Raw genomic sequence first — 10,870 nt, 5'->3', positions numbered from 1 at the left:
AAACGCCCGGTTACATTTCGAACCCGGAAGCTAAGCCTTACAGCGCCGATGGTACTGCAGGGGGGACCCTGTGGGAGAGTAGGACGCCGCCGAACAATTTTTGAAGGAAACCCCGCACCGGTTGGTGCGGGGTTTCCTGCGTTTACGGGTCGTCTGCTTTTAAGGGGCGTCTGTTACGGGTCGTCTAGGGTCTTGGGCATGCGCTATGACCTCGTCATCTTCGACAACGACGGTGTCCTCGTCGACAGTGAGCCGATTTCCAACAAGCTCCTGGCCGGCTATCTGACCGAGCTCGGGCATCCGACCTCGTACGAGGACTTCCTGCGCGACTACATGGGGGCCGCTATGCACCGCGTACACGATCTGGTGGAGGAGCGGACCGGGCGGCGGTTGCCGGAGGACTTCGACGATGTCTTCCATGGGCGGGTGTTCGCCGCGTTCGAACGGGAGTTGGAGCCGGTGGCGGGAGCCCTGGCGGTGCTGGAGAAGCTTGCCGCGGATGGGGTGCCGTACTGTGTGGCGTCCTCCGGAAGTCATGAGCGGATCCGGGTGGGGCATCGGAAGACCGGGCTGGACCGGTGGTTCGACGACGGGCGGATCTTCAGTTCGCAGGATGTGGGGCGAGGGAAGCCGGCGCCGGATCTGTTCCTGTATGCCGCCGAGCGGATGGGGGTCGAGCCCGCACGGTGTGTGGTGGTCGAGGACAGTCCCTTGGGGGTGCGGGCGGCTGTGGCGGCCGGGATGGACGTCTGCGGGTTCACCGCCATGACGCCTGGCGACAGGCTTGCGGACGCTACTCAACTCTTCTCGGACATGGGGAAGTTGGTTGACCTGCTGGTCTGACATTTGTCATGCCGAGGTCCGGACGATCGTTTCTACTGGCGTCCGGGGCTGCGCGCGAAGCTGAGGGCATGACGAAGACGAAGAGGAACGCCTTGGCTCCGCTCATGATGGACGTGGCGGTGCCGGTCGGGTCGTACTACCTGTTCCGGAACGCCATCGGGATGAGCACCGCGGCCGCGCTCGGCTGGAGCAGTGTGCTGCCGGCCGTGCGGACAGGGTGGAGCGTGGCGAAGGACCGAACGGTCAACGGGCTTGCCGCACTCATCCTGTTCGTGAACGTCGCGGGGGTACTGCTCGCGTTCGTCGCCGGGGATCCGCGGCTGATGCTCGCAAAGGACAGCGGGGTCAGCAGCGTGGTGGGGATCGGGATCCTGGCGTCCGTGGTGATGGGCAAGCCGGTGATGACCGCCGGTATGAAGCCGTGGCTGGTGAAGGGGGATGAACGACGGGAGGCCGCCTGGGTGCGGCTGCAGGGCGGCTCCGCTGCCTTTCGGCGGTGCGAGCGGGTCTTCTCCGTGGTGTGGGGCGTGGTGCTGCTGGGGGAGTGTGTGGTGCGGGTGGTGGGGGTGTACACGCTGCCGGTGGACACGATGGTCTGGCTCGGGAACGTCATCATGGTCGTCGCCATGGCTCTGGGTTTCCTCGTCAGCGGGGCGCTTGGTGCCGGGCCGATGGCGGCCATGCTGGAGGCGGAGCTGGTGAGCCTGGGGCAGGACCGGGGCGATGGGCAGGGCCAGGAGCTTGAGCAGGGGCGAGGGCAGGGGCACTTGGATCTTGTTCCGGTGGTGGCCGGGGGCGCTGCCGCCGAGTGATCGAGTGAAGCTGAGAGGAATTCATCTTTGGCTGGATCTACCCACGAGTACACCGGGGCCCTACGCTCGCCGCCATGACTGATGTGCTGCGGCGTGGCAGGGCCTCGCTGGCGTTCAGCTTCTTCGCGCAGGGTGTTGCCTTCGCGCTGCTCGTGACGCGGATCCCCGCCATCCAGGACCGGTACGGCGTCTCCGACGCGTTGCTGCCCGCGTTCCTCGCGGCTGTGCCGATCCTCGCCGGGGCCGCGAGTGTGAGCACCGAGCAGTTGGTGAAGCGGATACCCCCCAGCCGGGTGCTGAGGTGGGCCCAGCCCGTGGTGCTCCTGGCGCTGCTCGGGGTGGGTGCGGGGGAGTCCATGGTCGAACTGGGCGTCTCGCTCGCGGCGTTCGGGCTGGCCGTGGGTGCGCTGGACGCCTCGATGAACATGCTCGGGGTGAGTCTGCAGCGGTCGTACGGGCGCAGCATCATGCTGAGTTTCCATGCTGTGTACAGCCTGGGCGGGATTCTGGGGGCCTCGCTCGCGTGGGTGGGGGCGCACTGGCATCTGGCGTTGTGGGTGTCGTATCTGCCGGTGGCGGTCGTGCTGTTGCCGGCGGCGCTGGTGGGGAGCCGGTGGTACGTCGACAGGGAGGTCGGCGTGGGGGACGAGGCGGCGAAGGGGGAGGGCACGGGTGCGAACACCGGGGTTGTCTTCAAGCTGTTGTTGCCGTTGTGTCTGGTGATGTCCTTCGCCTACATCGGGGACTCGACGGTTTCCAACTGGAGTGCGAAGTATCTGCAGGATGTGCTGGGGAGCTCGGAGCAACTGGCGACCGTGCCGTACAACGTGTACATGGTGACCACGCTGCTGGGGCGGACCATCGGGGACTTCGGGGTGCGGCGGTTCGGGGCTGTGGTGGTGGTGCGGGGAGGGGCGGTGGTGGCTGCCCTGGGGTTCGCGGTGGTGGCCTCGGCGCCCGGGGCGTGGGCGGGGATGCTCGGGTTCACCTTGTTGGGGCTGGGGTTGTGCGTGCTGGTGCCGCAGACCTTCGCGGCGGCTGGGCGGCTGTTTCCTGGGGCGTCGGATGCGGCGGTCGCGCGGCTCAATGTTTTCAACTATGTGGGTTTTTTGATCGGTTCGCCGTTGGTGGGGGCGTTGGGGGATGCCTGGAGTTACCGGGGGGCGATGCTTGTACCGATGGTGTTGGTGCTGGTGACGCTCGTGTACGCCAGGTCGTTCGACACTCAACCGGACCGATACGGTGGCGGGCATGAGCGGCCGCGCACAGCTGATGTGGGACGAGGCAGTAACGGGCTATGACTTCGGTCCGGACCATCCGATGGATCCCGTTCGGCTGGCCCTGACCTGGAGGCTCGTTCAGGCGTTCGGGCTTGATCGGGAGGCCGAGGTCGTCGCGGCCAAGCCGGCGGGGGAGTCGACGCTGCGGCTGGTTCACCGGGAGGACTATGTCGAGGCCGTGAAGGCGGCCTCCGTGGATCCCCGGGCCGCGGACTCGTCGTACGGGCTGGGGACGCTCGATGATCCGGCGTTTGCCGGGATGCATGAGGTGTCCGCGTTGATCGCGGGGCAGTCGGTGGGGGCGGCGGAGGCCGTGTGGCGGGGGGACGCGCTGCACGCGGTGAACTTCGCGGGTGGGTTGCATCATGCGATGCCCGGGGGAGCGTCGGGGTTCTGTATCTACAACGACGCGTCGTTGGCCATCGCTCGGTTGCTGGAGCTGGGGGCTTCGCGGGTCGCCTATGTGGATGTCGATGTGCATCACGGGGACGGGGTGCAGGCGGCGTTCTGGGAGGATCCGCGGGTTCTGACGATCTCGCTGCATGAGCATCCTCGTACGTTGTTTCCGCAGACCGGGTGGCCGGAGGAGACCGGGGCGGAGTCCGCGGAGGGGGCGGCGGTGAATGTGGCGTTGCCGGCGGGGACGGGGGATGCGGGGTGGCTGCGGGCGTTTCACGCGGTGGTGCCTGAGGTGATCGCTGACTTTCGGCCTCAGGTGTTGGTGACGCAGCACGGGGCCGATACGCATTTTGAGGATCCGCTCGCGCATCTGGCGGTGTCGCTGGACGCGCAGCGGGCTGTGCAGGCCGCCTGTCACGATCTGGCGCATGAGTACGCCGAGGGGCGGTGGGTGGCGCTGGGCGGGGGTGGATACGCGGTGGTGGATGTGGTGCCGCGGTCCTGGACGCATCTGGTGGGGATCGCGGCGGGGCGGCCGGTGGCGCCGGAGGCGATGATCCCCGAGGGGTGGCGGCAGGAGGTTTTCGCCCGGACTCGGCAGCTTGGGCCGGCGCGGATGACTGACGGGCGGTGGCCGGTGTCCTGGGCGGGGTGGGAGTCGGGGTACGACCCTGCGGATCGGTTGGATCAGGCGGTGCTGGCGGCGCGGCGGGCCGTGTTTCCGTTGCGGGGGCTTTTGGCTTGAGGAGTGGGGAGGTTGGGGCTGGGTGGGGTGGTTGGGGGCGGGCGGGGGTGCGCTGGGGTGTTCGGTGCGTCGGTGGGTTGAGGCGTTCGGTGGGTTGAGGTGTGGCGGTTCTCGCCCCCGCCGCCCCTACCGGTAGCGATTCCCAGGGGCTCCGCCCCTTCGTCCCCGGCGGGCACTGCGTCTCTTGGGACCCCGGCGGGCACTGCGTCTCCTGCGACCGCTCGCGGGACTGCGTCTCGGATCCGGCGGGGCTGTGCCTCAGGTGCTCCCAGGGGGCCCGCCGCTTCTTCGGTCCCGCCGGTGGCGGGGCTCCGGCCCTGGACCCCGGCGGTGTTGCCGACGTGGACCTGGCGCGGACTACGCCTCCTGCGTCCTTGTCCGGGGCTCCGCCGCCCCGCGCCGCGTCCCGTGAGCGTGCCGTCGTTACGCCGACTGTGCGGAGTTTTTCTGTTCGGTGGGTGTGGGTGGGGGGTTGTCCGTCAGCATCGCAGGGGTGTGGGGCACTGAGGCGTTGCGCGCTCATCTTCTTGCGGCTCGGTTGGCGGGGGTTGTGGCTACCTCGCGGGAGGAGAGTCTTCGGAGTTATCGGTTGTTCGCGGCTCGTGATCCCCGGGTTCTGATCGGGATTGATCCTGAACGGGGCTGGGGGGTGCGGGAATTGATTGAGTTGATGGCGGACAAGTGTGGGGTTTCGGCCGATCCGGGGCATGTATCTGGTCATGATGTGATCGATCCGGAGCTGACGGTGGCCGCGTTGGATGCCTTCGCGGGGCGGCTCGCCGACGTGGCCGACCGTGGCGCGCCCGTGCTGCTCGGTACCGGGCACCCGCATCGGCTGCTCGGCTTCTACGCCGCTTTGGCGGACGCGTTGTCGGCGGCGGGATGTACTGTTCTCACCCCGGCGCAGGGTCGCTGTGTCGACATAACGACCCGGTTTGGTCTACGCACGTACAACCTCGACTACGTACGAGGAGTCGCGCTGGTGCGACAACCCGGCCCGCCGAGCTCCGGCCGGGCGGCTGGTGCGCACACGCACTCACCGCTCCCGGTTCGGGTCGCGCTGGCCGCGGCCGCGGATGCCGGAGGGCCTCTGCCCGAGCTCGTCATCGGGGATCACGGGTGGGTCTGCGGAGCAGGTCAGCTGGGGTTTGAGGCCATTGGGCCGGCCGACACGGATGACCCCGCGTTGTTCGTGGGGGAGGCGGAAGGGGTCGTGTCCGTTGTCGTTCCACTTGATGACGCCGTGCGGTCCGAGTACTACCGGCCGCTTACCCGCTACGTACTCAATCGAGCGTGTCTGTCACAGTAGGCCTCCGATGGGTGCACCTCTTCCCCACTTGCATCACCCGCCCCTACATTGGGGAGTGAGCACGCAACGACGAAGAGTCACCGGAAGGGGAAGCCGGTGACCGTCGAGTGCGGAAGGTTCAGGTGTGTCATGGCTGCTGAGCAGAGGCCTCTGAGCGAGGTTCAGTTCCTTACCGTGGCGGAAGTCGCCTCGGTGATGCGAGTGTCGAAGATGACCGTGTACCGGTTGGTGCACAGCGGTCATCTGCCTGCGATCCGGGTGGGGCGGTCCTTCCGTGTCCCCGAGAACGCGGTTCACGAGTACCTCCGCGAGAGCTATGTGGGGGTGGAAACCGCCTGACGACGACGGCCCGGGGTGATCCTCAGGGCTAGGCAAAGGATCACCCCGGCACCTCGATTACGACCTCAGCGCTCGGGCGGGTAGGCTAAGCCCTTGTAGGTCGTATGGGCCCATGGCGCCCAGCACCGAGTGATGAGAAGTGAGCGAGGGTAGTCGTGGGCTCTGTTATCAAGAAGCGGCGCAAGCGGATGGCCAAGAAGAAGCACCGCAAGCTGCTCAAGCGCACGCGCGTTCAGCGTCGCAACAAGAAGTAGTCGCAACAGAAGTACGCGGCACCGCGCACACACAGCGCGTTGTGGCCCCCCACCACATCGGTGGGGGGCCACATGCGTGTCCGGACACCCGGGCGGTGCGTTGTGCGTATGCATGTGGGCCACATGGCTTGGTCTGTTCGTACGTCTGTGGGTGCCGTCACTTCGTGCAGTGGGCGGTCATCACAGCGCGACACCGACCGGCTAGGTTGGCCGTACACGGGGAACGCGGCACGGTGCGGGGTAGTACGCGGGGCAGGTACGCGGGGCAGTACGAGGGCTGGAAGGAAGGCGCTGATCTTGGGCAAGGTCGTGCTCGTGACCGGAGTGGCCCGTCAACTGGGGGGCCGGTTCGTACGACGGATCCAGCGTGACCCACAGGTGGACCGGGTCATCGCCGTGGACGTCGTGCCGCCCGAGCACCATCTGGGCGGTGCCGACTTCATCCAGGCCGATCTGCGACAGCCCACCATCGCGCGGGTGCTCGCGGAGACGGCCGCCGACACGGTCGTCCACCTGGACGTGACCGCGACCGCGCTCGGCAGCGGCAGCCGGACCTCGGTCAAGGAGACCAACGTCATCGGCACCATGCAGCTGCTCGGCGCCTGTCAGAAGTCGCCGAACGTCAAGCGGCTCGTGGTGAAGTCCAGTACGAACGTCTACGGGTCCGCGCCCCGGGATCCCGCCGTGTTCACCGAGACCACTCCGCCGAAGTCGCTGCCCAGTGGCGGCTTCGCCAAGGACACCGTCGAGGTCGAGGGGTACGTGCGGGGGTTCGCCCGGCGGCGGCCCGATGTCGCCGTGTGTGCGCTGCGGTTCGCCAACATCCTCGGTCCGACCGTGGACACCCCGCTCGCCTCGTACTTCTCGCTGCCGGTGCTGCCGACCGTGTTCGGATACGACCCGCGGCTGCAGTTCGTGCACGAGGACGACGTGATCGAGGTGCTGCGGATCGCCTCTCACGAGCCGGAGCGGGGCACGCTCAACAGCGGCACCTTCAACATCGCGGGCGACGGCGTGCTCTTGCTGTCGCAGTGTTCGCGGCGGCTCGGCCGGCCCACCGTGCCCCTGCTCCTGCCTGCCGTCACCTGGGCGGGCTCCCTGGTGCGTACGCTGGGTATGACGGACTTCTCGCCCGAGCAGATCCGGCTGCTGACCCACGGCCGGGTCGTGTCGACGACCCAGATGCGGGAGACGTTGGGTTTCCGGCCGAAGTACACGACGGCGGAGACCTTCGCGGAGTTCGCGCGCAGCCGCGGACCCGGGCTCCTGCCGCCCGAGACCGTGGCCGGGGCCGTCGACCGGGTCGCCGCGTTGCCCTTCGCGGGCGGCGGCCACCCCCAGACGCAGAGCGCCAACTGAGGAGCGCATCAACGATGGCGGACGCCAAGGTCATTCCGTTCGACGACGACCGGTCCCGCGGGAGCGCCGTGCAGCGGCCGCCGCGGCGCCGGAGCGCGGGGAAACGGCGCAAGGGCACGGAGTCTCCGCTGGTCCATGAGGTCCCGTCTTTGCCCAGCAGGCCGTCCACGCAGGATGATGTTGCTGTGACCCGTGAGGAACAGCCGCCCGAGCAGCCGCAGGACCGCACCGACCACCGCGGTCTGGAGCGGCGTGTCGCGGGCGGTCTCGCCTTCCTGCGCCGCCGCCTCACCGGGGACTACGAGATCGACGACTTCGGTTACGACGAGGAGTTGACCGACCAGGTTCTGATGTCCCTGCTGCGCCCCATGTACGAGAAGTACTTCCGGGTCGAGGTGAAGGGCGTCGAGAACATCCCGTCCGACGGCGGGGCGCTGATCGTCGCCAACCACTCGGGGACGCTTCCGCTGGACGGCCTGATGATGCAGGTGGCCGTCCACGACCAGCACCCCGACGGCCGCCATCTGCGTCTGCTGGCGGCGGACCTGGTCTTCATGCTGCCGGTGGTCAACGAGCTGGCCCGCAAGCTCGGGCACACCCTGGCCTGCGCCGAGGACGCCGAACGACTGCTGGCACAGGGCGAGCTGGTCGGAGTGATGCCGGAGGGCTTCAAGGGCATCGGCAAGCCCTTCGGCGAGCGCTACAAGCTGCAGCGCTTCGGCCGTGGCGGCTTCGTCTCCACGGCGCTGCGGCAGGGCGCGCCGATCATCCCCTGCTCGATCGTCGGGGCCGAGGAGATCTACCCGATGATCGGCAACGCCAAGACCTTGGCGCGCGTTCTGGGCTTCCCGTATTTCCCGTTGACGCCGACCTTTCCGTGGCTCGGTCCGCTGGGTGCGATTCCGTTGCCGACGAAGTGGACGATCCAGTTCGGTGAGCCGATTCCCACGGACGGGTTTCCGCCGGAGGCTGCGGAGGACCCGATGCTGATGTTCAACCTGACGGACCAGGTCAGGGAGCAGATCCAGCACACGTTGTACAAGTTGTTGGTGCAGCGGCGGTCGGTGTTCTTCTAGCGCCTGGTTCTCCAGCGCCTTGTTCTCCAGCGCGTCGTACGACGACGGGGGCGCCCTTCCTGAGAAGGGGCGCCCCCGTCGTCGTACCGTACGGGCCTGGTGTGGCCTCTAGTTGGTGTCCTCGCCCTCGATGCCCAGGCCGGGGAGGAGGCCCGGGAGCAGGGGTGGGAGGGTGACGTCCGGTTCGGTGGTGGGTGGGGTGCTGGTGGACGGGGTCGTGCTGCCGGTGTCCTTCGGCGGGTCGAGCAGGCCGCCGGTGTCGCTGCCGAGCAGGCCGTCGTCCGCGTCGGCGGAGCCGGCGGGCCTGCTGGGGCGGTGGCTTCCGGTGCCGCTGCTCTCGGAGGAGCTGCCGCTGCCGGTGCTGGGGGTCGACGAGCGGCCGGAACCGGACGAGCGGCCGGAACCGGACGAGCTGTCGGAGGCCGCCGGACCGGAGCCCTGCCGACGGCCCTGGCCGCTGTCGCCCTGGGCCGGGGGCTGCGGGAGGCGGGACTGCAGCGGGGCGACTTCTTCGTCTATGGCGTCGAAGACCGAGGTGACCTGCTGACTGACGTCACCGAGCTGCACGGGCAGTCTGTCGCGCAGGGTGCCCCAGGCGTCGCGGTGCGAGCGCGAGAAGGCGTCGAGGGCCTGGATGGGGCCCAGGGAATCCGGGTCGTGCTGGTACGCGGCGGTGAGCAGACGGTGGCCCTCGGAGGCGTCGTGCTGCACGCCGGACAGGGCCCGGCGGATCTCCCCGAGGGACTCGTGGTCGAGGTCGCCGTCGCGGCCGCGCTCCATGAGGCGGCGGGCCTCGCTCAGGCGGGTGGAGGCCTGGTCGAGGTAGGCGACACCGCGTTCGTCCTCGCCGTCGGACAGGTAGGTGAGCTTGAAGTCCTCGATGCCTCGCTTGAGGCCGTAGAGCGAGTCACCGGGCAGGGCGTCCGAGCTGGCAGCGGCGACTCCACCGAAGGCGCCCGCGGCCACACTGACGCTCAGCCCGCCCGCGGCAAGACCCTTGGTCAGGCGGGAACGCGGTCGGAGTTTTCCCAGTGGGCTCGCCCGATGGGTGCCCCGGGCCCGGGGCGAGCGCTGCCCGGGCACCGAGGGGTCCCGCGCCGCGCCTCCCGGTACGGTGCCCTCCAGCAGCATGGCCTCCATCGCGGCCACCAACTGGGCCCGATGGACGACCTTGACCTCGGGGTCCAGCTGTGGCTTGGGCAACTCGCCGAGACGCGTCGCGAAGGCCGTCAGCCGGCCCTGCTCGGTCTGTTCCGCAGCAGCCGGGGACGGCGGGGGTCCTTCGGACTGCTCGGCCGCCGTGCCCCGGTCGGACTGCTCGTCCAGGGTCTGGGCGAAGGCGTTCGCCCGCCGGTGCGCCGAAACGTTCGCGATCACTGGCGGCACCTCCTCTCGTCAAGACGGTCGACTCCCCAGGGGGTCCTGAGGGTTGCACGCCCTGACCACAAGCACACGATCGGGTGATCGAAGTCGGCCAGGGGGTGACCACAGGGAGCCTGCATCCCGCACAACGAGTGGCGTGGCACTTGGGTTACGGACGGCGGATGATCGGATCGCGAAGCCAACGGGCTTTCACGGACCGCGAGTTGAGAGTTACCGAACGTGTTCCGTCAGCGGACGTCATCCGGCAGGAGCCGGGCGAGGGTGCGGACGGCCCGGTACTGGAGGGTCTTGATGGCGCCCTCGTTCTTGCCCATCACGCGGGCGGTCTCGGCCACGGACAGACCTTGGAGGAAACGGAGAGTGACGCACTCCTGCTGCTGGGGGTTGAGCCGTCGTACGGCGTCCAGGAGCGCGGCGTTGGAGAGGGACTCCAGAACGGAGTCCTCGGGGGAGCGCGCGACCTCGTTGGCGTCGAGCATCTCGCCGGTGGTCACCTCCAGCCGGAAGCGGCTCGACTTGAAGTGGTCGGCGACCAGGTTGCGGGCGATCGTCACCAGCCAGGCCCCGAAGTCGCGGCCCTGCCAGGTGAAGGTGCCGATGCGGCGCAGGGCGCGCAGGAACGTCTCGCTGGTGAGGTCCTCGGCGGTGGCTTTGCCTCCCACTCGGTAGTAGATGTACCGGTACACGGTGTCGCTGTACTGGTCGTAGAGACGGCCGAAGGCGTCGGCCTCGCCGGCCTGGGCGCGTTCCACCAGGTCCATCATGCGGGCGCTGTCGCTGTCCGCGGCGGGACGGCGCGCGTGGGCGGCACCGGTCGAACGCCCTCGTCTTCCGACTGCGGCGCTGCCGTCGGCGAGCGCGTAGTACGGGCCGACGGGGGTGGTGGCGACGGCGAGGGCAGGGACGGCGTACGCAGTGGGGACAAAGCCGCGCAACAGGTTGTGGACCGTTGCGCGCAGCGTAGCCAGGCCCGAGGCGTCAACCCCGACGTGTGGGTACACGGGACTCCCAGAGGCAGAGCTTGCATCACGTGCAGTGCGGAACCGTTCACCCGTCGTAGCGACGGAAGGG

General features: G+C 68.7%; 11 protein-coding genes and 1 rRNA gene. 10 read left to right on the top strand and 2 right to left on the bottom strand.

The window, feature by feature from the left end:
• The 10 genes from rrf to M2271_RS08605 all read left to right on the top strand — a co-directional run.
• Nucleotides 1–95, top strand: a 5S ribosomal RNA gene (gene rrf, locus M2271_RS08650); the annotation flags it as partial.
• 103 nt (nt 96–198) lie between these two features.
• Complete coding sequence (locus tag M2271_RS08645) at nt 199–843, top strand: HAD family hydrolase (RefSeq protein ID WP_280886501.1); 645 nt, start codon at nt 199–201, stop codon at nt 841–843.
• Nucleotides 844–911: 68 nt separating this feature from the next.
• A complete protein-coding gene (locus tag M2271_RS08640) occupies nt 912–1,655 on the top strand; it encodes a VC0807 family protein (RefSeq protein ID WP_280886500.1) in 744 nt (247 codons plus the stop codon).
• A 74-nt stretch (nt 1,656–1,729) separates the two neighbouring features.
• Nucleotides 1,730–2,956, top strand: coding sequence for an MFS transporter (locus M2271_RS08635; protein ID WP_280886499.1), 1,227 nt, complete (start codon nt 1,730–1,732; stop codon nt 2,954–2,956).
• Nucleotides 2,907–4,079: an acetoin utilization protein AcuC gene (locus M2271_RS08630; RefSeq protein ID WP_280886498.1), complete on the top strand. Its 1,173-nt coding sequence runs from the start codon at nt 2,907–2,909 to the stop codon at nt 4,077–4,079. Before M2271_RS08635 ends, M2271_RS08630 begins: the two co-directional genes overlap by 50 nt.
• Before the next feature lie 493 nt (nt 4,080–4,572).
• On the top strand, nt 4,573–5,388 hold the full coding sequence (locus tag M2271_RS08625) for a phosphatase (RefSeq protein WP_280886522.1): 816 nt from the start codon (nt 4,573–4,575) through the stop codon (nt 5,386–5,388).
• Nucleotides 5,389–5,517: 129 nt separating this feature from the next.
• Nucleotides 5,518–5,727 carry a helix-turn-helix domain-containing protein gene (locus M2271_RS08620; protein ID WP_016437488.1) on the top strand — a complete coding sequence of 70 codons (210 nt, stop codon included), beginning with the start codon at nt 5,518–5,520 and terminating at the stop codon, nt 5,725–5,727.
• A 155-nt stretch (nt 5,728–5,882) separates the two neighbouring features.
• On the top strand, nt 5,883–5,981 hold the full coding sequence (locus tag M2271_RS08615) for an AURKAIP1/COX24 domain-containing protein (RefSeq protein ID WP_003948845.1): 99 nt from the start codon (nt 5,883–5,885) through the stop codon (nt 5,979–5,981).
• Between the two features lie 297 nt (nt 5,982–6,278).
• Nucleotides 6,279–7,340, top strand: coding sequence for an NAD-dependent epimerase/dehydratase family protein (locus tag M2271_RS08610; protein ID WP_280886497.1), 1,062 nt, complete (start codon nt 6,279–6,281; stop codon nt 7,338–7,340).
• A 14-nt stretch (nt 7,341–7,354) separates the two neighbouring features.
• Nucleotides 7,355–8,416, top strand: a complete 1,062-nt coding sequence (locus M2271_RS08605) for a lysophospholipid acyltransferase family protein (RefSeq protein WP_280886496.1) — start codon at nt 7,355–7,357, stop codon at nt 8,414–8,416.
• A 108-nt stretch (nt 8,417–8,524) separates the two neighbouring features.
• Here the strand turns inward: M2271_RS08605 and M2271_RS08600 are convergent, their stop codons facing one another.
• Both M2271_RS08600 and M2271_RS08595 read right to left on the bottom strand, forming a co-directional pair.
• Nucleotides 8,525–9,793 (bottom strand): DUF5667 domain-containing protein, encoded by a 1,269-nt coding sequence (locus M2271_RS08600; RefSeq protein ID WP_280886495.1) that lies wholly within the window; start codon nt 9,791–9,793, stop codon nt 8,525–8,527.
• Nucleotides 9,794–10,026: 233 nt separating this feature from the next.
• Nucleotides 10,027–10,800: an ECF subfamily RNA polymerase sigma factor, BldN family gene (locus M2271_RS08595; RefSeq protein WP_280886494.1), complete on the bottom strand. Its 774-nt coding sequence runs from the start codon at nt 10,798–10,800 to the stop codon at nt 10,027–10,029.
• Between the last annotated feature and the right edge of the window lie 70 nt (nt 10,801–10,870).

Origin of the sequence: Streptomyces sp. LBL (assembly GCF_029893585.1) — a bacterium.
Taxonomy (GTDB): Bacteria; Actinomycetota; Actinomycetes; order Streptomycetales; family Streptomycetaceae; genus Streptomyces.
Note: the sequence above shows the minus strand (reverse complement) of the source record. Positions and strands in the feature narration are given on the sequence as shown.